At 44.9% G+C, this 22,750-nt stretch carries 22 protein-coding genes; 12 read left to right on the top strand and 10 right to left on the bottom strand.

The window, feature by feature from the left end:
• The first annotated feature begins 130 nt into the window (after positions 1-130).
• From ribB to MED222_RS14935, 6 genes are all read left to right on the top strand, one after another.
• Positions 131-787 carry a 3,4-dihydroxy-2-butanone-4-phosphate synthase gene (gene ribB / locus MED222_RS14910; RefSeq protein ID WP_004733029.1) on the top strand — a complete coding sequence of 219 codons (657 nt, stop codon included), beginning with the start codon at positions 131-133 and terminating at the stop codon, positions 785-787.
• A 352-nt stretch (positions 788-1,139) separates the two neighbouring features.
• Entirely contained in the window at positions 1,140-2,675 is a 1,536-nt protein-coding gene (locus tag MED222_RS14915) for an ABC transporter substrate-binding protein (protein ID WP_009846273.1), read from the top strand.
• Complete coding sequence (locus MED222_RS14920; protein WP_009846272.1) at positions 2,668-3,681, top strand: ABC transporter permease; 1,014 nt, start codon at positions 2,668-2,670, stop codon at positions 3,679-3,681. The genes MED222_RS14915 and MED222_RS14920 overlap by 8 nt, the downstream gene beginning before the upstream one ends.
• Positions 3,678-4,556, top strand: a complete 879-nt coding sequence (locus tag MED222_RS14925; RefSeq protein WP_009846271.1) for an ABC transporter permease — start codon at positions 3,678-3,680, stop codon at positions 4,554-4,556. The genes MED222_RS14920 and MED222_RS14925 overlap by 4 nt, the downstream gene beginning before the upstream one ends.
• Positions 4,553-6,013: an ABC transporter ATP-binding protein gene (locus MED222_RS14930; RefSeq protein WP_009846270.1), complete on the top strand. Its 1,461-nt coding sequence runs from the start codon at positions 4,553-4,555 to the stop codon at positions 6,011-6,013. Before MED222_RS14925 ends, MED222_RS14930 begins: the two co-directional genes overlap by 4 nt.
• Before the next feature lie 402 nt (positions 6,014-6,415).
• On the top strand, positions 6,416-7,279 hold the full coding sequence (locus tag MED222_RS14935; RefSeq protein ID WP_009846269.1) for a hypothetical protein: 864 nt from the start codon (positions 6,416-6,418) through the stop codon (positions 7,277-7,279).
• Between the two features lie 128 nt (positions 7,280-7,407).
• On the opposite strand, the gene MED222_RS14940 is transcribed toward MED222_RS14935, so the two are convergent.
• On the bottom strand, positions 7,408-8,304 hold the full coding sequence (locus tag MED222_RS14940) for a LysR family transcriptional regulator (RefSeq protein WP_009846268.1): 897 nt from the start codon (positions 8,302-8,304) through the stop codon (positions 7,408-7,410).
• Between the two features lie 154 nt (positions 8,305-8,458).
• Between MED222_RS14940 and MED222_RS14945 the strand changes: the two genes are divergently transcribed.
• On the top strand, positions 8,459-9,097 hold the full coding sequence (locus MED222_RS14945; RefSeq protein WP_009846267.1) for an NAD(P)-dependent oxidoreductase: 639 nt from the start codon (positions 8,459-8,461) through the stop codon (positions 9,095-9,097).
• A 77-nt stretch (positions 9,098-9,174) separates the two neighbouring features.
• On the opposite strand, the gene MED222_RS14950 is transcribed toward MED222_RS14945, so the two are convergent.
• Together MED222_RS14950 and MED222_RS14955 are read right to left on the bottom strand one after the other, a co-directional pair.
• Positions 9,175-9,828, bottom strand: a complete 654-nt coding sequence (locus MED222_RS14950; protein ID WP_009846266.1) for a cupin domain-containing protein — start codon at positions 9,826-9,828, stop codon at positions 9,175-9,177.
• 134 nt (positions 9,829-9,962) lie between these two features.
• A complete protein-coding gene (locus MED222_RS14955; RefSeq protein ID WP_009846265.1) occupies positions 9,963-10,730 on the bottom strand; it encodes an SDR family NAD(P)-dependent oxidoreductase in 768 nt (255 codons plus the stop codon).
• A gap of 105 nt (positions 10,731-10,835) precedes the next feature.
• On the opposite strand from MED222_RS14955, the gene MED222_RS14960 reads away from it, so the two are divergent.
• The gene (locus tag MED222_RS14960; protein WP_004733017.1) at positions 10,836-11,174 is read left to right on the top strand and encodes a winged helix-turn-helix transcriptional regulator; all 339 of its coding nucleotides are present in this window, start codon (positions 10,836-10,838) and stop codon (positions 11,172-11,174) included.
• Between the two features lie 47 nt (positions 11,175-11,221).
• On the opposite strand, the gene MED222_RS14965 is transcribed toward MED222_RS14960, so the two are convergent.
• Positions 11,222-12,127: a LysR family transcriptional regulator gene (locus MED222_RS14965; protein ID WP_009846264.1), complete on the bottom strand. Its 906-nt coding sequence runs from the start codon at positions 12,125-12,127 to the stop codon at positions 11,222-11,224.
• 210 nt (positions 12,128-12,337) lie between these two features.
• Between MED222_RS14965 and MED222_RS14970 the strand changes: the two genes are divergently transcribed.
• Positions 12,338-13,057: an SDR family oxidoreductase gene (locus tag MED222_RS14970; protein ID WP_009846263.1), complete on the top strand. Its 720-nt coding sequence runs from the start codon at positions 12,338-12,340 to the stop codon at positions 13,055-13,057.
• 217 nt (positions 13,058-13,274) lie between these two features.
• Here the strand turns inward: MED222_RS14970 and ompW are convergent, their stop codons facing one another.
• On the bottom strand, positions 13,275-13,922 hold the full coding sequence (ompW, locus tag MED222_RS14975) for an outer membrane protein OmpW (protein WP_009846262.1): 648 nt from the start codon (positions 13,920-13,922) through the stop codon (positions 13,275-13,277).
• A 400-nt stretch (positions 13,923-14,322) separates the two neighbouring features.
• Here ompW and glgC point away from each other — a divergent pair, with 400 nt between their 5' ends.
• From glgC to MED222_RS14990, 3 genes are all read left to right on the top strand, one after another.
• Positions 14,323-15,543, top strand: a complete 1,221-nt coding sequence (glgC, locus tag MED222_RS14980) for a glucose-1-phosphate adenylyltransferase (protein ID WP_032555176.1) — start codon at positions 14,323-14,325, stop codon at positions 15,541-15,543.
• Positions 15,544-15,985: 442 nt separating this feature from the next.
• Positions 15,986-16,342, top strand: a complete 357-nt coding sequence (hpf, locus tag MED222_RS14985; protein ID WP_009846260.1) for a ribosome hibernation-promoting factor, HPF/YfiA family — start codon at positions 15,986-15,988, stop codon at positions 16,340-16,342.
• A 115-nt stretch (positions 16,343-16,457) separates the two neighbouring features.
• The gene (locus MED222_RS14990) at positions 16,458-17,252 is read left to right on the top strand and encodes an HAD-IIB family hydrolase (protein ID WP_009846259.1); all 795 of its coding nucleotides are present in this window, start codon (positions 16,458-16,460) and stop codon (positions 17,250-17,252) included.
• A gap of 156 nt (positions 17,253-17,408) precedes the next feature.
• Here the strand turns inward: MED222_RS14990 and phnE (MED222_RS14995) are convergent, their stop codons facing one another.
• From phnE (MED222_RS14995) to MED222_RS15015, 5 genes are all read right to left on the bottom strand, one after another.
• The gene (gene phnE, locus MED222_RS14995) at positions 17,409-18,212 is read right to left on the bottom strand and encodes a phosphonate ABC transporter, permease protein PhnE (RefSeq protein WP_009846258.1); all 804 of its coding nucleotides are present in this window, start codon (positions 18,210-18,212) and stop codon (positions 17,409-17,411) included.
• A complete protein-coding gene (phnE, locus tag MED222_RS15000; protein ID WP_009846257.1) occupies positions 18,212-19,036 on the bottom strand; it encodes a phosphonate ABC transporter, permease protein PhnE in 825 nt (274 codons plus the stop codon). Before phnE (MED222_RS15000) ends, phnE (MED222_RS14995) begins: the two co-directional genes overlap by 1 nt.
• On the bottom strand, positions 19,024-19,794 hold the full coding sequence (phnC, locus tag MED222_RS15005) for a phosphonate ABC transporter ATP-binding protein (protein WP_004732991.1): 771 nt from the start codon (positions 19,792-19,794) through the stop codon (positions 19,024-19,026). Before phnC ends, phnE (MED222_RS15000) begins: the two co-directional genes overlap by 13 nt.
• Before the next feature lie 129 nt (positions 19,795-19,923).
• Positions 19,924-20,964 (bottom strand): phosphate/phosphite/phosphonate ABC transporter substrate-binding protein, encoded by a 1,041-nt coding sequence (gene phnD, locus MED222_RS15010; protein WP_004732989.1) that lies wholly within the window; start codon positions 20,962-20,964, stop codon positions 19,924-19,926.
• A gap of 300 nt (positions 20,965-21,264) precedes the next feature.
• Positions 21,265-22,485 (bottom strand): glycerophosphodiester phosphodiesterase family protein, encoded by a 1,221-nt coding sequence (locus MED222_RS15015; protein ID WP_009846256.1) that lies wholly within the window; start codon positions 22,483-22,485, stop codon positions 21,265-21,267.
• Between the last annotated feature and the right edge of the window lie 265 nt (positions 22,486-22,750).

Raw genomic sequence — 22,750 nt, 5'->3', positions numbered from 1 at the left:
TTTAACCAGCTAGAATGACCAGTTGTTTACTACGATTGGTACAAGTCGACTTGTAATGAGTCTGCTTTGTTGTGCTCGGTTGAGATCCCTCATACAGCCCTGATTCTGGTGATATTTTAGGAGTTTAACCATGAATCAGTCTTCACTACTTGCCGAATTTGGCGAACCAATCACTCGCGTTGAAAACGCACTGCAAGCTCTGCGCGAAGGTCGTGGCGTGCTTCTACTTGACGATGAAGATCGTGAGAACGAAGGCGACATCATCTACTCAGTAGAACACCTAACGAATGCTCAAATGGCGCTTATGATCCGAGAATGCAGCGGTATTGTGTGCTTATGCTTAACAGACGAGCAAGCAAACCAACTCGAACTTCCACCTATGGTTGTTGATAACAACAGCGCAAACCAAACTGCGTTTACCGTTACTATCGAAGCAAAAGTCGGCGTAACAACAGGTGTTTCTGCCGCTGACCGTGTAACAACGATCAAGACAGCAGCAAACCCAACGGCTAAACCTACTGACCTAGCTCGCCCTGGCCACGTATTCCCATTACGTGCGCGTAAAGGTGGTGTACTGGCTCGCCGCGGTCACACAGAAGGTACTGTGGATCTAATGCAAATGGCAGGTCTTCAATCGGCAGGTGTACTGTGTGAAGTTACCAACCCAGACGGCACGATGGCAAAAGCGCCAGAGATCGTTGCTTTCGGTAAAATGCACAACATGCCTGTACTGACCATTGAAGATATGGTGATGTACCGCACTGAGTTCGACCTAAAACTGGCTTAATGTTTAATATTTAATGCTTAGTGCTTAGTGCTTAGTGCTTAGTGCTTAGTATCCCGATATTAACTCAAGCGCATTGACCTAAACAGATCTAGGCTCACCAATTGAGCAAAGCTTATTTTAAGCAGGGTATAGTGACTGTCACTCAAACAGCTTTTACAGCTGATTGATACCGTCAAGTAAACCCTGTTAGCGTCTGAATAGCATCCCAAATTAGAGCCTCACTGATTTCAGTGGGGCTTTTTTCATACTCACGTCCGATAAAAAACCGATCCAATTAGCAACTATTATCATTAACAATACAATGTTGTTATGTTATAACATTGCAAATGTTACTCATAACTAGGACAAAAGCATGAAAAAGCTTGCCGCACTGGCGCTAATTTCCATCAGTGCACTACTCATTTGGATATTTTTACCATCAAACGAAACACAACCAACAAAGCTAAACATTTCTGGCCCCTTCGAATTTACCGACCAAGATTTATCTAAAAACGGCTATTTATTTACACGGTTACAAGTCGTTGAAGCGCTTACTGCTATCGATAAGTCAGGCAACATCACACCTTTATTAGCGAAAGAATGGACAACTAGCGCAAACAATCTACGCTGGGAATTCACATTGCGCCCAGACGTTGTTTTCCACGATGGTTCACCGCTTACCGCGCAAGCTGTTCAAACTTCTCTTTCTCACGCTTTAAATAAACCTGGCGTATTAAAGCGAGTACCCATCAAAGAAATATCAGCTTCAGACAACCTTCTAGTCATCGAGCTATCTCAACCTTATCGACCATTGCTGGCCGTGTTAGCGCATTACACAGCAGCGATTGCAGCACCAAGTTCGTTTGATCAACAAGGGAGCGTGGCACAGCTGAGTGGTACAGGTCCTTATAAAATCCAAGAATTACAAGCTCCTCATAAAGCGCATGTTGTCAAAAATGCGGACTACTGGGGCACAAAAGCCTCGATTGAACATGTTCACTACCTTGCAGGTCATCGCTCTGAAAGCCGTGCTTTGTTAGCACAAACCGGTCAAGCCGATCTGGTTTACACACTCGATCCAGCCAGTATCGACCTACTTGAGTCTGCAAAAAATGTTGAATTAGTGATGGAGTCAATCCCAAGAACGATCCTAATTAAGTTGAATAATGAACACCCACTTTTGAATCATTCAGATGTGCGTCAAGCTATCAGTTTAGCTTTGGACCGAACGGGTATTTCAAAACAAATCGTCCGCGTTCCAGGCTCTGAAGCCTATCAACTGTTTGCCCCTTCTCTTGGCGCATGGCACATCAATAACCTTGAACAAACTCAGCGCAATATCGACCAAGCGAAAACATTACTCGCAGGGCAAGGTTGGCAGGAAAATGAGGAAGGTCTCCTTTCGCGAGAAGGCAAACCATTCGATATTACTTTAACTACCTACTCAGACAGACCAGAGCTGCCTATCGTAGCAACCGCGATTCAAGCTCAGCTTAAAGAAGTCGGTATTCAAGTGAATGTTTCTATCGATAACTCAAGTGCAATTCCATCAAAGCACAAAGACGGCACATTAGAAATGGCGCTCGTGGCGCGTAATTTTGGCACTACGGCGGATCCCCTAGCCTTACTAATGCGCGACTTTGCTAGCCATAAAGGCAGTGACTGGGGACCAATGAACTGGTCTTCTGATGAGTTCAGCAGCTTACTTCAACGTCTATCGGTTGAACCAAACCAAGAACAATATAATCTAATGACTCAAGAGGCTTCATCCATATTAGCGGAAGAAATGCCGCTGATTCCTGTGACTTTCTACACTCAATTAGTCGCGGTGAATGAACGTGTTAACCACTTCTCATTTGACCCATTTGAAATCAACTATCGCATCTCAGAGATGACGATTAATGATTAATATCTTAATCCGAAGAGTACTCCAAGCCGGCTTTGTGGCTTGGAGTATCGGAACACTCACTTTCATTTTAATGCGCTTGTTACCCGGCGACTTTGCTTTTCGAATTGCAGCGGGTCGCTATGGGTATGATTATGTAGATGCGGATGCGGCACAAGCGGTTTATCAAGAGCTAGGGCTTGATCGTTCGGGCTTGCAGCTATACCTCGAATGGCTATGGGATCTTCTCCATTTTGATTTGGGAACATCATTGATTAGTGGCACCCCCGTCATTGATGAAATCAGCCACCAGCTCGGGCATTCCATTTTATTGGCAGTCGTCGCGACCGTCATTTCTCTTCTCATTGCCATCCCAATCGGTATTTATTGTGGAAAACGGACCGACTCTTTTGCAGACCATTTCTCGCTATTAGGTTCCATCATCTTAAGAGCTCAGCCTGTATTTTTAATAGGTTTGGCCTTGGTGATTATATTTGCGTTACAGCTGAATTGGCTTCCTGTGGCAGGCTTTGGTCGAGTCGAGTTTATCATTTTGCCCGCCCTCGCCTTGGCACTATCGCTGGCTGCAATGTCTAGTCGTCTTATAAGAAACGCCACTCACGATGCCATCACAGCACCGCACTTTTTATTCGCTCGTTTAAAAGGGCTCAGTGAGGCGCAAGCTTTCCAGCATCACGCTCATAAACACATCGCTTTACCTGTTATTACTTTTGTTGGTGTTCAAGCAACCGGGTTAATTGAAGGGATCATTATGATCGAGTCATTGTTCTCCTGGCCAGGTATTGGGCATGCATTGGCGCATGCGATTTTCCGTCGAGATATTCCAATGATTCAAGGTTCTGCTCTGCTGATGGGACTTTTGTTTGTGGTCATCAATACCTTAGTCGATCTTGTTAACTACCAATTGGATCCAAGGCAACGCGCGAATAAACCCTCTGCTTTATTTTCAAAATTCGCGCCTAATAAACAACAAGCAGAACCCGAAAAAAAGAAGGTTAAGATCGTATGAATTTAACAAAACCGCAATGGTTAGGTCTGATTATCTTAGCCGCTTTATTATGCCTAGTCATGCTAGAACGGACTGTCTATCAAGGTAATATTGCCAAGCAAAATTTAGACCTTGCATTCACAACGCCTTCTGTCGAAGAACCTTTAGGCAGAGACCATTTTGGGCGCAGTAATTTAGCGAGATTAAGCCACGCCATTACCACCTCACTTTCCATGGCATTAATCAGTATTACCACCGCAGCGTTGTTAGGGACGTCAATGGGAGTAATCGCTGGTTGGAAACAAGGATGGTGGGATAAAATCTTTTCATTCAACGTGAACATGATACTCGCCATGCCCGGCTTAATTCTTGTTTTACTTTTTGCGGCTATGGTTCCGGGATCATTCCTCATTCTATATATCGCCATATCTCTCATGCTGTGGGTGGACTTTTTCCGTGTATCACGCAACCGGACGTTGTCACTCATTCAGTCGCCTGCTGTAGAAGCGTCTCGACTTTATGGGTTCAACCACTGGTATATATTCAAGCGTCACTTGTGGCCAGATTGCCGAAATGATTTATTCACCCTGTTCTGTTTTGGTACGGGTAATTCAATACTGGCACTCGCGTCTTTAGGCTTTCTGCATGTTGGGCTCAAGCCACCAGAAGCTGAGCTCGGCTTAATGATGGTTGAACTGTTCCGTTACTACCACCAAGCCCCTTGGGTTTTGATTCAACCGGTACTGACCGTTTTTCTTCTGGTATTAAGCTTTCATTTATTAGCTCAAGGAAAACGTCACACGCAATTCTCAAAAAACCATGCGCATAGAGAACCGGGAGCTAAACAAGAAAAAACCCAACTAATCAAACAAACGGATAAAGGAGTAACAGCATGAACGCAATGTTAAAAATTGAAAACCTGTCGATTCATACTGATACTCAAACCTTAGTCCAGAGCTTAAGTTTAGATTTATATCCTCAGCGTCCGCTCACCATTTTGGGAGAAACAGGCGCGGGGAAAAGCCTAATCGCGGCAGCTATCGCCGGCACATTACCTGATGCCTTAAAACCAGAGGGCGACATTACTTTGTTTGATGAGCTTAACCCTTTAAACCGAGAACGGTTTTGGGGCAAAGAAATAGCTTTGCTACCTCAAGAACCTTGGTTAGCACTCAATCCGCTTCGGACTATAGGATCGCAGATAAGCGAAGTTCATAAGCTGGTTTTAAACGAAGGTCGTTCCCAGAGTGACACACTCACCCATCATGCACTTCAACAAATGGATCTGGGCAAAGATGGAGATAAACACCCATTTGAACTCTCGGGCGGAATGGCGCAACGTGCTGCGTACTTATGTGCGACACAAGCTGGAGGCAAACTGTTAATTGCCGATGAACCCACAAAAGGCTTAGACGAAAGCCGACGTGATCACGTTGGGCAACTTCTCCTTTCTCACTGCCAACAACTTGAAAATGGCAAACCCGGTGGCCTGCTCACCATCACTCACGACATTAAACTGGCTAAAATGTTAGGTGGTGACATCATTGTCATGAAAGAAGGGGCAATTGTTGAAAGGGGAGACGCTAAAGCCATTTTAGATCAGCCACAAGCGGCCTACACAAAAGCGCTAATACAAGCGCAACCTGAGTATTGGTCTCTTGAGCAGCCAGCTTCCTCGCAACCTTCAAATGAATCAAATAGTCACGCTGCTCCCTCAGAGGTTGGTATACAAAGCGGGCAGAAGCTACTTCTTGAAGTTGAAGGTTTAGCTATTTACCGCGATCAAAGAACACTCTTTTCAGATCTGACGTTCTCATTATCACACGGTGAAATACTGGGAGTTTATGGTGACAGCGGATGCGGAAAATCTTCTCTCGCCGATACTTTACTAGGGTTGCATCACGACTTTTCCGGCAATATCGACTGGGTTCAAAAAATCGAAAAAGGACAACGCCTTAAGCTTTACCAAGATCCACCCAGTGCGCACTCCCCTCACACAACACTAAAAACGTTGCTTGATGACTTGTGTGCGCTTCACAAGCTAAATCGCTCCAAGATACCCGTACTTCTAGATAGATTGAGCCTTAACTCTGCTTTGCTTGAACGTCCTTCAAGCCAAGTATCCGGAGGAGAATTACAGAGGTTCGCCATTTTACGAGCGCTACTGATGAGCCCAAAACTGTTAATTGCAGATGAACCCTCATCACGATTAGACCCCATCACTGCAGCACAAACGCTAAGGTTAATTGTTGAAGTATCGAAAGAAGCTAACTGCGGCCTAATTTTGATCAGCCATGATCAACTGGCTTTGAGTAAGCTGTGTCATAAAGTGATCGACTTATCGCGCTATTGATTTACCGAGCTATTGATTTCTGGAACGATCGACTTATTGGGCTATCGACCTAAACGAGCTTCGCGGTTATCTGTCTTCTCAGTGGTACATTCGCCGTAAATCTTTAGTCATACCTTCACTATATACTCACTGAATGTACATCTCTGTGTAACCCAATCTGACTAACCTTGCATAAGAGGTTAGCCAGATTGTAGCTATTTGTGCTTAAGCCATAGCAAAGTCTAGAAACTATAAAAACCTCTAACCTCTTCTATCGCACTCACTCGAATGGTGAGGTGATGCACCAGTATTGGTCATCCACAAGCGGGCTCAAAATATAAGTCGTTGAAATATAATGCTTATCAATTTTGGTACAAATCGTGAACTACCACTAAGTAGGTATTCAGATATTAGGAGTTGAATATGTTGGTCGTTATTTCAGTGGGTTTATCCCTATTAGTACTTGCAGCGCTGTTTCATTTCTCAAAGAAGAGACAAACAGCGCTATCACACCGGTTTGAAACCTTAGTTCTACTCAGACAGTTATTGTTGCTATCACGCAAACATCGCGCGGCAACGCATTATGCTCTGGCGTATCAATTGACGAGCGACTCAATTCGAAAAGTGAATCAGATTTACGACAACATACTTGAGGTATCTGAACTGCTTCAATCTCATGTGTCGTTTGACAGCCGTCCGATGTATCGCATTTATCATCTCAAACTCATCGCTATGCACAATGACTGGCAAAACCGTAGCTTAGTACGTAATCAATCGATTCATGGAAAAACGATTCGTCACAGCATGTTCTTGATGGATGAAGTGATGATCATCTGGCTGATTCAATCAGAACGAGAAGACATGAGCCGTGAGTACCACATGAACTGGCAACAGATCTTGGATTGCATGGAGATCCTTACCAAGTTGAGAATGGCCATCCCTGGGATAGAAAAGTCGAATACGGGAATACCTGAGGAGTATGCGAGATTCAAATTCTATGCATCTCAGACTCACCGTAAACTCAACCAATTATCAATTATCTGCCCTATTAGCAGTGGATCACCAGTTTGCACTCGAGCGATGCATGCACTCGCAGAAATCGCATCGAGCAACGAATTAACCCAACCTACAGATAGCTTATACGAATTAACCAGTGATATTTCTAGCGTCGTATCGCAAGTTTACGACCAAGTATTATCCGACATTACTAGAAACTTGTATCAGCCTTTACCTGACATCAACGATAAGGCGATAAACACCCGATTATCGGTACACAGATACGTGTAAAGACTTCGTGAGAGGAGAGCGTGTGGAACTCTGAATGATTGAGTTCAAATCCGATATCACCTTTGATATCGGATTTTTGTATTTATGTGTTTATGCCTTGTGTACTTGTGTACTTAAGATATATAACCTCAAACATCACCAGACTTAATATCGCTAGACCAAACTTCTGCTGCAAAATCAATGAACTGACGAACAACAGGCAGCTGATAACTGCGAGACAGATACACCGCCCAAAGCACACTGCTGGGTGAAACAAAGTCATCCAATATTCGTTTCAATTTCCCTTCTGCAATCAACGGATTGGCTAAATCACAAGGTAAGCGAACAATCCCTTTTCCATGCTGTGCGGCGCGAGTTAATACCCCAACATCGTTAGCCTTGATAGTGCCAGACACCTCAACCGAATAGTGCTGGTTATCCTTAACGAAATCCCACTTAGAAACACTCAAATGGCGAAAGCAGTTATGCTGTCGAAGTGCTTCGACCGTTTCAGGTTCTCCGTACTTGTCTAGGTAGACTTGAGAGGCACACACCACTGAATCAATTTCCATGAGCTTTCGAGCAATCAAACTATCGTCAGGTTGGTCAGTATAGCGAAGGGCAATATCTATTCTCTCATCCACCAGCTGCGCAAAACGGTCTGAGGCAAACAACTCGACCGTGATATTAGGGTGACGCTCTGTGAATTGCTCAACCACATCCAACAGCATGTTTTGAGTTAAACCAATCGGCGCTGCAATTCGAATTACCCCTGAAAGATCGTCGGTTTGATTGAGTGAAGTGACTTCTAGCTCTGCGGTTTCATGGAGTATCTTCTCGCAACGTTGCAGCGCAATCTCTCCTGCCGCTGTCAAACTGACCTTACGAGTAGTTCTGTGCAGTAACCTTTGTTTTAACCACCCTTCGATCTCTTGAACATGCCGTGAAACCTGTAAACGGCTCATGTCCAAATGCTCTGCTGCTTGAGTAAAACTGGCGCAATTTGCGACTTCAACAAAGCTACGCATCGCCGTCAACCTGTCCATCACACTCTCCCTTGCCGACTTAACCAAGCCTATTAGATAACTGTATAGATACAATCTACATCATTTTACGATATTTATCGCAACCTAGTGAGCTATTAGACTGCAATGGCTGTCGAGAAACAGACTCAATAAATTAGATAATTGGAGAGACATTATGAAAATTGCAGTATTAGGCGCATCAGGTTGGATTGGTAGTCACATCGCTCAAGAAGCTCAATCTCGCGGACACGAAGTTGTTGCTGTTGTAAGAGATGCAAGCCGCGTAGAAATCAGCGATGTTGAAGTTCGTTCATTTGATTTACAAGATGAAGCGGCAAGTCTAGCGACCGCTTTCTCAGGCGTTGATGCGGTAATTGCTTCGATTGGTGGACGCGCTCTAGGCAATCACGACATCGTAAAAAACACAGCAGATAAGTTGCTTGATACATTGCCAAGCATTGGTATCGAGCGCCTACTTTGGGTTGGCGGTGCAGGTTCATTAGAAGTGGCGCCAAACGTACCACTAGTAACTGTTCCTGATTTCCCTGCAGATTACAAAAACGAAGCACTAGCACAGGGTGAAGCTCTTGAAGTGTTCAAGCAATCGAACAGCGAGGTTAACTGGACGTTCATTAGCCCTGCAGCAGAAATTTTCCCGGGCGATAAGCTATCAACCTACCGCACAGGTGGTGACCAACTGCTCTCCGACGAAGATGGCAACAGCAAAATATCAGTCAGCGACTACGCGATTGCGATGATTGATGAGCTCGAAGCTGGTAAGTTCCCACGTCAACGTATTGGTGTCGCTTACTAGTCAGCTCATATATAAAAACTAAAAAAAGCCGCTTGTTCAAACAATGCGGCTTTCTTGTCTTTATATTGAGCATTCCTTTAAACCACTGGCAGATGCCCCGTTTTCACTAGGATAACCGTCTCTTCTTCCACATAAGGAAAATGCTCGCTCATATGAGGGCTGCGCATCCATGTGTGTTTTGGATACTCGCCATGTTCGTCTTTAAAGGTGCCAGTCAACACGAAGATCTCTTCACCACCAAAATGACGGTGTGGCTGAAAGCGCTCACCAACGGGCCATTTCACCAAGGCCACATTTTCGTGCTCAAAACCATGCAGCGGCATCACTTGTAAGCCACCGATGCCCGGAAGCCATTCCGTTTCTAGAGTATTGATACGAACTTGAGTTAAGTCTCTCGCATCAAACTGGTTGAGCTTCACCAAGATCGTGCAGCCATCTTTGCTTGATGGAGAATGCGCACTGCCCGGGGGATTACGGATATAAGTGCCCGCAGGGAAATCTCCAGTTTCATCTGAGAACACACCCTCTAATACGAATATCTCTTCGCCTTGCGGATGCGGGTGCTCAGAAAACGAAGATTCAGGATCGTACTTCACAACACTGGTCGTGTGGCCCGATTCTTTCTCTTCTCTTTCAAGCGGCTTACGCCAAACCCCTTTGGCAGGGCTTGCAATCCAGCCTAATGATTCGGTTTCAATAACCAGCTTTTTTGAAAAGTCCATGTTGAACATAATGGCGACCTTACTCTTGTTATCGTTTTAATTATTCTTATTATCTTTCTAGCTTTTATTCTACGCGAATACTCATCCAGGAGGCCATCTCGCTGCATTTTTCCTGCGCGACAGCCACCTTAACAGAAGCCTAATTAATTGCGGCCAGCTATCACACCGCCATCAACATCCCAGATTGCACCCGTTACCCAATCTGCACTGTCTGACAGTAAGAAAGAGATGCTATTGGCGATGTCTTTCGGCAAACCGACTCGGCCAATCGGATGGAATGCGTTGAAACCTTCTAGCGCTTGATCCACTTCTTCAGGTTTAATGAAAGATTCGTAAATCGGTGTTTTAACCACAGCCGGAGAAACCGCATTCACACGAATATTATGTTCAGCCAGTTCCATTGCCATGTGCTGTGTTAATGCGTGCAGGCCAGCTTTAGCCATTGAATAGGCAGAAGATGGCGTCGCTTTGATTGCCTGCTTCCCCCACATAGAGCCAACGTTAACCACACTGCCACCACCGTTCTTGATCATCAATTTACTTATCGCTTGAGTGATGAAGAAGGTTGCTTTATTAAGCTGCATGTATTGCTCGTAATCAGATTCTTGGTGCTCGATAAACGCTTTAGGGTTGAAGTAACCCGCCGCATTCACAAGGTAACCAATGCCTTCTTCGAGCGACTCTAAATGCGCAATAAGGCGAGACACACTCGCATCATCATAAAGGTTAGCTTGCCAGCCTGAAGCGTGACCTAACGATTGCAATTCTGACACCGCTTTATCTAACTTAGTTGGGTTATTGCCGACAACCAACACATGGATGTTTTGAGCGACTAACTGCTTCGCTGTTTCAAAGCCCATACCACTTGTGCCACCGATTACTACTGCAATACCATTTTTAGTGAAGTTCATTTTGTTATCTCCTAAGTCATGTGAACGTGGTAATCTTAGGCTTTGAACTAACACTATGAATAGTAAGTACAAATCGGTTAGGTAGGTACTTATTGGTACATCTTTATGAAAAATCAGGAAAACTTTTTTTCAAGAAAATCAGCACCAGAGCGTTCCGCTCGCATGGTAGAAACCATCTACGGCTGTAAATGGTCGCTAACGGTTTACCAATTACTGGCAAATGGCATTAATCGCCCCGGTGAAATGGTGCGCTCAGTAGAAGGGCTATCTACAAAGGTATTGAATGAATGTTTGAAGCGAAATGTAGAATTCGGGATTTTAGATAAGCAAATGTTCAACGAACTGCCACCAAGAGTGGAGTACCAAGTGACACCGTTCGGTGAGAAGTTCTTGTTGATTCTAGACCAGCTGGAAAACCTTCAAAACGAAATCGACGAGATGTAAGCCCAAGCAAATCCGCTCAATACCAAATAATGGATAACACGCACTATTTAGCTCACTGGCATTTGCTCAAAGCGACCTTTGACAAAATCAATGAAGGTTCGGATTCGGCTTGGTTGATAGCGGTCTCGATGGTAGATCGCTGAAAAGTCGACCTTAGGCACTACCCATTCTTCAAACACTTGCAGTAATTGCCCGTCGTTCAGTTCTTGTAAGCAATAGATGGTTGGTACACGAATAATTCCGTTGCCCGACTTCGCGCCCTGCACCAACACTCGCCCATTTTTACATTGCAGTCTGCCCGTCACATGCACATCGACCGTTTTCTTGGTGTCGTCCAGTGCTTGAAAACTCCACTTACGCACCGATCCCGTTAAGCAGTCATGGTGGATCAGATCCTTAGGATGGCTTGGCTTTCCTTTACGAGCAAAATAATCAGGGCTCGCGAGTGTTCCCATCTCAATGTCTAAAAGCTTTCTTGCGATAAAGCCCGCGTCTTCTAAGCTTCCCATGCGAAAAGCGATATCAAACGCGTCTTCAATCAAGTCGACTCGGTTACTACTGAAATCAAGGCTAATGCTGATGTCTGGGTAGAGTTGCATGAACTCATTGACCAAATCCGCGATGATCACTTCACCAAGATAACCACCGACACAGTTTACTTTTATGTCGCCACGTACTTCTTCGACATCGTCCACAGCAGCAATCAGAGCTTGGTCTATGTTATCGAGGGCTTGCTCACATCTCGCGTACAGATCTTGCCCTGCGTGCGTCAGCCTCAAGGTTCGAGTGGTGCGGATAAACAGTGTTACACCCATCTGCTTTTCTAGGCTACTCACTTGGCGTGATACGTGGGAACGAGACACATCCAACTCCTCTGCCGCTTTGGTGAAATTACCTAAACGAGCGATAAGCACGAAGGAGCGAATATCAGACAGGTTAATTTGATTGAGCATAGTCACCAGCTTACTAATGAAGTTATGAGATAGACGCCTTTATTGTTGCACCACAGCAACAGTGTTTCAAGTAAAGCGCTATATATCAACAATGCTATTTTCCTTAATATACTTCCATCGCAACGAAGCAAGGCAACAAGCACTTGATTCGAATGCACTTAAACAACACGTCGTAGCCAACCGACGCAATTAAAGTACAGAGGAAATAAAATGAAAAAACTAATCGTAATTACAGGTGCAAGCTCTGGTATTGGTGAAGCAATCGCTCGTCGTCTAAGCGATGAAGGTCACCCTCTGCTACTTTTAGCTCGTCGTGTTGACCGCCTTGAAGCGCTGAACCTACCAAACTCACTGTCAGTAAAAGTAGACGTAACAGACAAAGCGTCTTTTGATGCAGCAATCGCACAAGGTGAAGCGAAATTTGGCCCTGTAGACGCGCTTATCAACAACGCTGGTGCAATGCTTCTTGGTCAAATCGATACTCAAGACGCTCAAGAGTGGAAGACAATGTTCGACGTGAACGTGATTGGCCTTCTAAACGGCATGCAATCTGTACTTGCTCCTATGATGGAACGCAATACAGGTACTATCATCAACATCAGCTCAATCGCGGGTAAGAAAACATTCCCAAGCCACGCGGCTTACTGTGGTACTAAATTCGCGGTACACGCTATTTCTGAGAACGTTCGTGAAGAAGTTGCTGCTTCAAATGTTCGTGTTACCACTATCGCACCGGGTGCTGTAGAGACTGAACTTCTGTCTCACACTACATCTCAAGAAATCAAAGACGGTTACGATTCTTGGAAAGAAGACATGGGCGGCGTACTGGCTGCTGACGATATTGCTCGCGCGGTATCGTACGCTTACCAACAACCACAGAATGTATGTATCCGTGAGATTGCTCTAGCACCAACTAAGCAACAGCCATAGGCCTTTGCTATCGCTACTAAATAAGCGATGAACTAAAAAACGCCACTACTTAACAAGTAGTGGCGCTTTCGTTTTGGTGGTAACGATGATTGCAATCGCCACATCAATTTTTACTCATGCATGATTTGCTTGCGTTGTTTGTGACGTTGTTGATCAAAAGAAAAAAGCGCCCAAGCTGGCTGGAGCTTGAGCGCTTTTAACAAACTAAAGATATTGATTAGAAGTTGTAACCACCACCGATCATGAATACCCATGGATCAATATCAACGTCTGTTGAGTACTGTTTCCCACCAGCCTTGTACTTGGCTGTAGTATCTATGTCTGCGTACCAGACGGATGCGTTTAAAAACCAGTCGTCGTTGATCATGTAATCCATACCAACATTCGCAGCCAGTCCCCACGAATCATCAAGGGACAAGTCACTTAAACCAGCATCTTTAGCCGCACCATTAAGCTCTTCGTCAAAGAATACGGTGTAGTTAATACCAGCACCTACGTAAGGACGGAACTTACTGTTTGCTTCGCCGAAGTAGTACTGCACCATCAACGTTGGTGGTAAGTGTTTTGTCTCGGCGATATCACCTAAACCACCATGGTTTGTAGAAATTGTATGGGAGAACGGCGTCGCTGCAAGAATCTCGAGACTGATGTTGTCTGTAAACATGTAGCCAAATGTCAATCCAAGTTGGGTGTTTGAATCCACACCAAATTTTGAACCCGATGTCTCCAAAACATCTCCACTGCTATCGTTAGGAGACACTATTGCGGCACCAGCACGGATGATGAAATCACCTTCTTTATGAGCAAAAGCACTAGTTGACATAAGAGCCGCAATAACCGCAATACCACATACTGTTTTTTTCATTATAATTTCCTTTTGAGGGCTTAATCGTTATTGGTGAATGAGTAATCATTTCTTATTTTGCGTGCAAGGTAGCATATAATAACCCTACTTTATTGATGGAAATCAATTTGTGAAAACTTGTGAGAACTTATGTAAATTTACATCGACTTGATCACTTTATCGCTTCATTTTATTGACAGTTTTGTAATGCAACTTTCCCGTGCGTCATTTTGTTAATTTAACCCCTTCACCTTGCCCGGGTCTATTTGGATCAAAATAGAGCAAGCCAACACCTCGTACGCATCAACTTGGTGCAATCTCGCAGAATTCATTCTCATCTCGTTTAATATTCAATGAGTTACATTTGGCTCAACGCTTGCAAGTCTATGTTCATAATCATAAATACATTGAGGTTCTGACCATGCAAGACACTCTTACAATCGTTCTGGCCGGCGGTGTTGGCTCTCGGCTTTCTCCCCTTACCGATAACCGTGCAAAACCTGCGGTACCTTTTGGCGGTAAATATCGAATCATCGATTTCACGCTCGCGAACTGCTTACACTCTGGGCTGCGCCAAATTTTGGTGCTGACTCAGTACAAGTCTCACTCTTTACAAAAACATTTAAGAGATGGTTGGTCGGTGCTTAACCCCGAGCTCGGCGAATACATCACCAATGTCCCCCCACAAATGCGTACAGGTGATAGTTGGTATAGCGGTACTGCCGATGCGATTTATCAAAACTTGTATCTGCTTTCTCGTAGCGAAGCTAAGCATGTAGTGGTGTTATCAGGCGACCATATCTATCGCATGGATTACGCGCCAATGCTCAAGCAACATAAAAAGAACGAGGCCGATCTAACCGTAGCGTGCATGGAGGTTTCGATTGATGAAGCCAAAGAATTTGGTGTGATGGAGATAGATGAATCTCTAGAGATCAATAACTTTACCGAAAAGCCACGTTACCCTGCATGTGTCCCCGGTAGGCCGACTCGAAGCATGGCTTCAATGGGTATTTACGTCTTTGATAAAGAGGTGTTAACACAAGCGCTACTGGCGGATGCCGAAGATCCGAATTCAAGCCATGATTTCGGTAAAGACATTATTCCTAAATTGGTCGGCAACAACAGTGTTTACGCGTATAAGTTTGGCGACGAAGAAGGCCGAGTGACCCAAGATGCGTACTGGAGAGATGTCGGTACTATCGACTCTTACTACCAGTCCAATATGGATCTGTTAAAGCCAGCCTCACCTATAGATTTATACCAACCAGATTGGGCGATTCGCACCTACGAGCCGCAACTGCCACCTGCACGCACCATTGCTTCTGTAGAAGGAAACCAAGGAATATTCATCAACTCGATGATAGCGAATGGCGTAGTGATCGAAGGTGGCTCTGCGCAAAACTCTATCTTCTTCCCGAAAGTGAAAGTCAGTAATGCCGCGATTGTGATTGATAGTATTCTGTTTGAAGATGTTGAGATTGGGAAAAATTGCCATATTCAAAACTGCATCATAGATAAGAACGTCAAAGTGCCAGATGGCACCCAAATCGGTATTGATAACCTTGCCGACGCTAAACGCTTTCACATATCGAAACAAGGCGTCATTGTGGTGCCCTCTTCTTACCAATTTGAAGAATAGCTATCGCTAAAACCAGATGGCGCTATAAGGGCAGCCAAGAGTTGCCTTATTCAATAGTCGCATTCACGGAGCTTTGCTTTTTTATATAAACCACACTTTTTATATCAACTGCAGTGATTTAAAAAGAAAGCATTATCGGCATCAAACTAGCAATGATTTACAAAACTTAAACTAGAATAAGTATTTGAGCTGACGTTTGGTTAAGGCGATAAAACCTAGGCTGGCAAGGTAGATTAGAGGAATGCTTCGCGAGTGAGGTATTTTTGAACATGTATTGAAAACACGAAACATAATATGCGATCAGTTCTTCGGACTTTCAAGGGAGTAAAGGGAGATTATTTGATAACACTGAAGTGAATCACACATGTGCTATTTCGCAGTTGGTTAAACTAACCGATGTTTGCTACGTTTAAATGACACAGTCATTGGAAAGGTATGATTTATGAAAATAAATGTTCAAACACATCATGTATCAATTAACGACGAGTCACGCAAAGACATCGAAGGTAAATTCGAGAAGATATCTAACCATTTCCCATCACTGATCAGCTGCGACATCATCATCACAAAAGAACATGGTCAACACCAGGTTGAAGTGTTCACCAACTACGAAGGTGTACGTGTAAACGCAAAAGCTACAGATGACGTTATGTATCCAGCTATCGCTTCAGCACTCAAGAAACTTGAAGCAGGCCTAAGTAACCGTAAGGGACAATTGAAATCAGACTTACACGAGAAACCAACGAGCACGAAGCCAGAAATTGCTTCAGACATCATCCAAGAGATGAAACTGGTATAACTCGACTAATAGTTAAAGCGCACTCACGAATAGAAGCGCACAAGAATTCCAAAGCCAGCATGCGTTGCTGGCTTTTTCGATCTACACCTCAATCAGTGGAATAGTGAGTTTTTAGATGGAACACCAACTAGGCAATAACTGGAAGCACATCGAATGGGTATTAACCGACGTCGATGACACGCTCACTTGGCAAGGCTCACTCCCTCCTGAAACCTTGATTGCGTTACAAAAGCTAAGAGACAATGGAATCAAAGTGGTCGCGGTGACTGGCGCTTGTGCGGGTTGGTGTGACCATATTGCGCAGCTTTGGCCTGTCGATGCAGTGCTAGGAGAGAACGGCGCCTTCTTACTAGAGAAGCAAGATGGTGCATTACAACTCTCATCTGAAACACCGCTAGAACAAGTGCGTCAGAACCAAGCAAAGCTAAAACAAGAAGTTGAAGCGATCTTGTTGAGTTACCCCGACCTCTCGCTAACTTTGGATCAATCTTACCGCTTGTGTGAGGTCGCGATTGATATCGGCCAAAACCGTGAACCTGTTGACCCTGAAATAGTGCAAGTGGTACTTAAAAGAATACATGCTTTAGGCGCACACGCGACGGCAAGTTCGATTCATATCAATGCTTGGTATGGCGAGCACTCAAAGAAAAATGCAGTACATCGTTTTCTGGCTAATAAAGGCTTATCGCTTGAACAAATCCACAAGCAAGCGTGTTATGTCGGCGATTCAATGAATGATCAACAGGTGTTCGAATCACTACAGCTCACCGTTGGCGTGGCTAACATTCGGCATTATTGGGATAAACTAGATCATCATCCAAACAAGGTGATGTCACAACCGGGTGGCTATGGGTTTGCAGAATTTGTGGATGCTCTTCTGACGCTTAAAACTGAGACAGCGAAAAGCTAACCATCCCTGTCTAAACAAGCTTTCTGCCCATTCAAACAACATAAAAAAACGACCGCTAGGTAGACCGAAGTACCTAGGGTCGTTTGAGCTTCAAAATGCTAGATAAGCTCTTAACTTTGACACATCACACAAAACACGCTGCATTGCACCATATGTTTATATGAGTTTATTACGGATATGGATCACCACCGCTTCTGCAACGATAACCACTGCGAAGATACTCACCAACACCATTGATACTTTCTGCCACTCGAAAAGGTTCTGCGCATCGTTAAGCACCACGCCAATACCACCAGCGCCCACTAACCCCAATACCGCAGACTCACGTACATTGATGTCCCAACGGAACAGCACGATGGAATAGAACGCAGGCATTACTTGTGGCCAATAACCTTTAAGTAAAACGCTCATCCAAGAAGCGCCTGTCGCGCGTAAAGCTTCAATAGGCCCCATGTTCACTTCAGCGATTGCTTCCGCTAACAGCTTCCCTACAAAGCCGATACTACGAATAGCAATTGCCATAATGCCTGCGAGAACACCGGGGCCAAAAAGTGCGATGAACAGCAATGCCCAAACCAATGAGTTCACTGAACGTGAAGAAACGAGAAAGAATTGAGCAATCCAATTCAAAGCTTTATTCGGAGTGATATTTGGCGCGTTCATCAGCGCCAAAGGGATAGCAAATACCAAGGTAAACAAGGTACCTAACGTCGCGATGTGCAGTGTCTCAATCATCGCTGCGTGAATCGACTCAGGATAGAACGCGTAATCCATTGGCACCATACGCTCGAACATGTCGGCAAACTGGGCTGGCGCGTCGTATAAGAACTCAGGAATTACTTCAACGGTTTGCCAAGACCACACGATGGCGCACACAAGGCTAAGGTAAACGGCAAATCGAGCCACACGTTCGTTGGGTGTAAAGCGCTGCCACTCTCTATCGATAGATGCAGTTGTCATTAGAAGATTCTCCTAACAATATTGGAAAGAAATTCACCCACAAGAATCAATGCGATAATGGTGATCAAAATAGCGGCGACAAAGTCGTAATCAAAACGTTGGAATGCCGAGAATAACGTGCCACCAAGCCCACCTGCTCCCACAATGCCAACCATGGTTGAGTTACGTAAGTTTGAGTCCAATTGGTAGCTAGCAAAGCCAATGAAACGAGTAAATACCTGTGGCATAACCGCGTACAGAATGACGCTGACAAAGCTCGCCCCCGTTGCTTTAATCGCTTCAACCGGTTTAAAAGAGATCTCTTCAATGGCTTCAGCGAAAAGCTTGGCAATAAAACCAATCGATGCGAAGACCAAAGTCAGGATCCCAGCAAGGGCACCGAAACCCACCGCTTTCACAAATAGAATGGCAATGATCACTGGGTGGAAAGAGCGACACAGTGCGATGAAGCCACGAATAGGTGTCGATACAATCGAAGGCATCATGTTTCTTGCGGCAAGTAAGCCAAGAAACAATGAGATGATGATGCCGAAGAAACTCGAAATGATCGCTATCTGTAAGCTCTCGGCTAAGCCACTTAGCAGTAGATTAGTACGCGAGAAATCTGGCGGGAACATTCTTGATAGTAGCCGCTCACTTTCACCAAAACCGATGACCAAACGCTCAAAGGTCAGCCCTAACGTCGAAAAGCTGTAAAACAGGTAGCCAATGATTGCAGCGATAATTGCACGGTTAGTCCATGAGGTTTTGAACGGGTTTTCATGCTTCGCTGGCGACTGGTTTGACGGTACGCTTGGCGACGAGCTTGGGTTTAATCCAGCCATGACTCACCCCCATAAATGATTTTTAGGTCTTCTTCTGAGATCCCTTCAGGGCTACCGTCATAATGCACTTTACCGTTACACATGCCGATGATGCGCTTGGCATAACGCTTGGCTAAGTTCACATCGTGGATATTCACCAACACTGGGATGTTTTTCTGTTCTGCGAATGTCTCCATCAACTCCATGATCTCTACCGCGGTTTTTGGGTCGAGTGATGACGTCGGTTCATCCGCCAATAAGATATATGGGTCTTGCATGACTGCGCGAGCGATACCGACACGCTGTCTTTGGCCGCCTGACAAACTGTCGGCACGTTGGTTAGCAAAGTCTTGCAGGCCAACAAATTCAAGTAACTCGAACGCTTTTGCTAGGTCTTGCGCAGAGTAGTTACGACGCCACGCATTCCAAGCGGTCATGTAACCCAAACGGCCGCTTAACACGTTCTCGATAACCGTTAAACGTTCGACAAGGTTATATTCTTGAAACACCATACCGATATGTCGACGTTGTTTACGTAGCGCTTGGCCTTTTAATTGAGTCAGGTCTGCGCCATCAAATATGATCTCACCTTGGCTTGGATCATTGAGGCGGTTGATACAGCGCAGAAGCGTACTTTTACCGGTACCCGATGGACCAATGATCGCGATGATACCTGGCTCATCGATATCAATATTAATGCCTTTAAGGATTGGCTTGCCTGCCACATATTCGTGGAAAAGGTTGTTTATCTTTATTCCTTCATAGCTTGCTACGGCCATACTGCATTTCCTTGTGCGAATTTTCGAATGATCTATGCCCTACCCGCGAGGGCATAGATATTTAGTTGAAGTAGGTGTTTTTAAAGGGCTAAGTCTTTCTAAAACTTAGCCTTCCAACAGAACTAAGAACTAGCCGTTGTTTGCTTGTTTTGCTAGCTCAGCGGCTTTTTTCTTCGCGCGTTTAGCCGCATCTTTCTCAGCTAACTTCTTCAGGCCAGTTTTGGTGTAAGCCGTACCTGTCGCATGAGCGATATCACGAATTACATCCCACTCTTCTTTGTAGCTGATTGGCGAGAAACGGTCGGCACCTTTAAACGATGCGCTCATTTCTGGTGTAAAGCGGTAGCTAAAGAAAGCCTCGTTGATCTTCTCAACTAGCTCTGGTTTTAGGTTGTAAGCATAGCCAAACGCAGACGTTGGGAAGCGTGGGCTACGGTAGATGATCTTCAGTTCAGAATCGTCGACACGACCTGCTGCAACCATGCGGTCATAAACGTCAGATGCCACAGGTGCCGCATCATAGTCTCCGTTGAACACACCGAGAATCGATTGGTCATGCTTACCTGAGTAAAGCACTTTGTAATCTTCATCTGGCACTAGGCCTTTCGCTGGGAATAACGCACGTGGAGCTAGGTTGCCAGAGTTGGAAGATGCAGAAGTGTGTGCAACCTTTTTGCCTTTCAGATCAGACATTTTGTTAATGCCGCTGTCTTTACGCACAATCGTGATTAAGTTGTAGCCCTGGAAGCCAGACTCATCGCCCTTCACAGCGATTGGAACGTAACCCGCGAGGTTAACTGCGTAGCCTGTTGGGCCCGTAGAAAAACCTGCAACGTGCAGTCGACCAGAACGCATCGCTTCTACTTGCGCAGAGTTCGAGTGAACTGTGTAGTAAATCACTCGCTTACCCGTAATTTTACTTAGGTGAGCTTGGAAATCCGCAAACGCATCTTTGTACAACGCAGGGTCTTCTACTGGCGTATAAGTAAACACAAGCGTACTTGGGTCGTTCCACTCATCTGGGTTCTTTGGTGAATCGGCGACCAAATCTTGGTTTTCATCACAGTATCGATCGTCTAACACACCACGGCTAGAGCAGTCGCTTGCCATAGCCATTGAAGGAAGTAGTAATGAGCTAGCGATTAACAGTCCTTTAACACTGATTTTCATATTCAAACCTTACTTTTACTTATTGTTGAAAGTCACCTTCACTATTGCAGCCTTTGTGCCACCTTTTTATATCTTTAATTTCAGCCACTTAAATAAAAACCCACACTTTCAAATTACTTTTGAGTCATTCGTGTCCAACTCAAAACCCATCATTTGGGTCATTTCTGTCCCATCGATTTCAGTGGTAAAAAAAGAGCCCGAAGGCCCTTTGGTTCACTGCTTTTTCTCTTATTATTCTTTGGCTACGCGCTCTCTATACAAACGCTATAATTAGCGATGTAACAGCGCGCTCTGAATCGCCTAAGCGTCGCTGTCCATACAGTTAGCGTAGTAAGTTACCGTTGCAGGCCAATCGCTGAATACGCCCATAACACCAACATCTTGCGCCAGTACATCAAGCATTTTCATCATGTCACCATCATTGTTGATGCCATCTTTCACGCTTTGGTAATACCAACCGCCACCTTGCGCTAGCGGGCCTGAACGCTCCAGTGTCCATGCAATAATCTCAAGCTCAGCATCTTTTGCCAGTTTCGCGTAATTAGACGCAACCAATTCGTTGTTCTCACCTAGCTCAACCAAAGCAAACAGAGGTGGCGCGATGATATTCACACCCGCATCGTGCAGTTCTTTCATGTTCTCCACAGACGCAACAAAGTCCGCTTGCTCGTAAACACGGTCGTCAAGGTAAACGGCTTGCTTACCGAACTTAGGCGTCTCATTAACCCAGTACTTCACATCATCCAAGTTGAATGACTGTAGGTAAGTCTCTGAAGGCTCAAAACCCGCCTCTTTCAGCTCATCCACCAGCTTCTGCGCGTACATCTCTTGGCTAAAACCATTGAAAGGCATTTCTACCGCCGCCGATTTCAGCTCAGGAGTCACCTTCACGCCGTGCTCTTTAAACAATGCCGCACTTTCTGCGTGTGTCATCAGTGTGCCACTTTGGCTGTAAAGATCGGTTCTCCAACCAGGTGTGCCATTCATGTACTCTTCAACCGTGGTTGCTTTTGGATTCGCACCATCCATTTTCCCTTTCAGGGTCTTAAACTCCGCTAGCGTGAAATCAGAGGTACGACACTCAACCTGAGCATCTTCGCCTGTCGCTGGGTTAGCCGGCGTGAACGGTGTTGAACACTTCTTCGCGAGATCTGGATGCGCCAAAACATCGGTTGTGGTGTGCAGATCACTTTGCGAGTGACGACATACCAACGCCTTGTCTTTAGTGAAAGTCACATCACATTCCACGACACCCGCGCCCATTTGAATCGCCGCTAAGTAGGATTCCTTGGTGTGTTCAGGAAACTGCATCGCAGCTCCGCGATGTCCAATAGAAAAATCACTACGATGAAAAGGTCCTTCACTGCAACTCAACAGCTTGGTTTTCAAAGGGCTCTCATCCATATTGTTCACTAAAAAGAGGGGACGAGGACCTAAGTCGGCTGATTCTGCTGCGGCCCATGCCGTCATCGAGCTCACACCTAGTATCAGAGCAATCGAACCTTTCAGTATTTGCTTCATGTTTGTATCTCCTTGCAACAAGCAATTATTTTTCTAACTTCCTTTATTCGATCATTCGGTGTTGGATAGCTGTCATATATAGATAGCTGTCATATAGATTTTGACTCAGCACCGAATAACCTCATGTGAACGTATGCCACAATGTAGTGATTGCACGCATTGTGCCAAATGTTAAAGCCCTTTTATTACAATTACTTGAAACGGTTAACCATTCGACTAAAAGTTAAATGGGTCATTGTTGTCTTGTGCTTTTATTAAGCGAATG

This window comes from Vibrio sp. MED222, assembly GCF_000153005.1.
Classification (GTDB): Bacteria; Pseudomonadota; Gammaproteobacteria; order Enterobacterales; family Vibrionaceae; genus Vibrio; species Vibrio tasmaniensis_A.
This window is presented reverse-complemented; position numbering and strand designations above follow the sequence as displayed.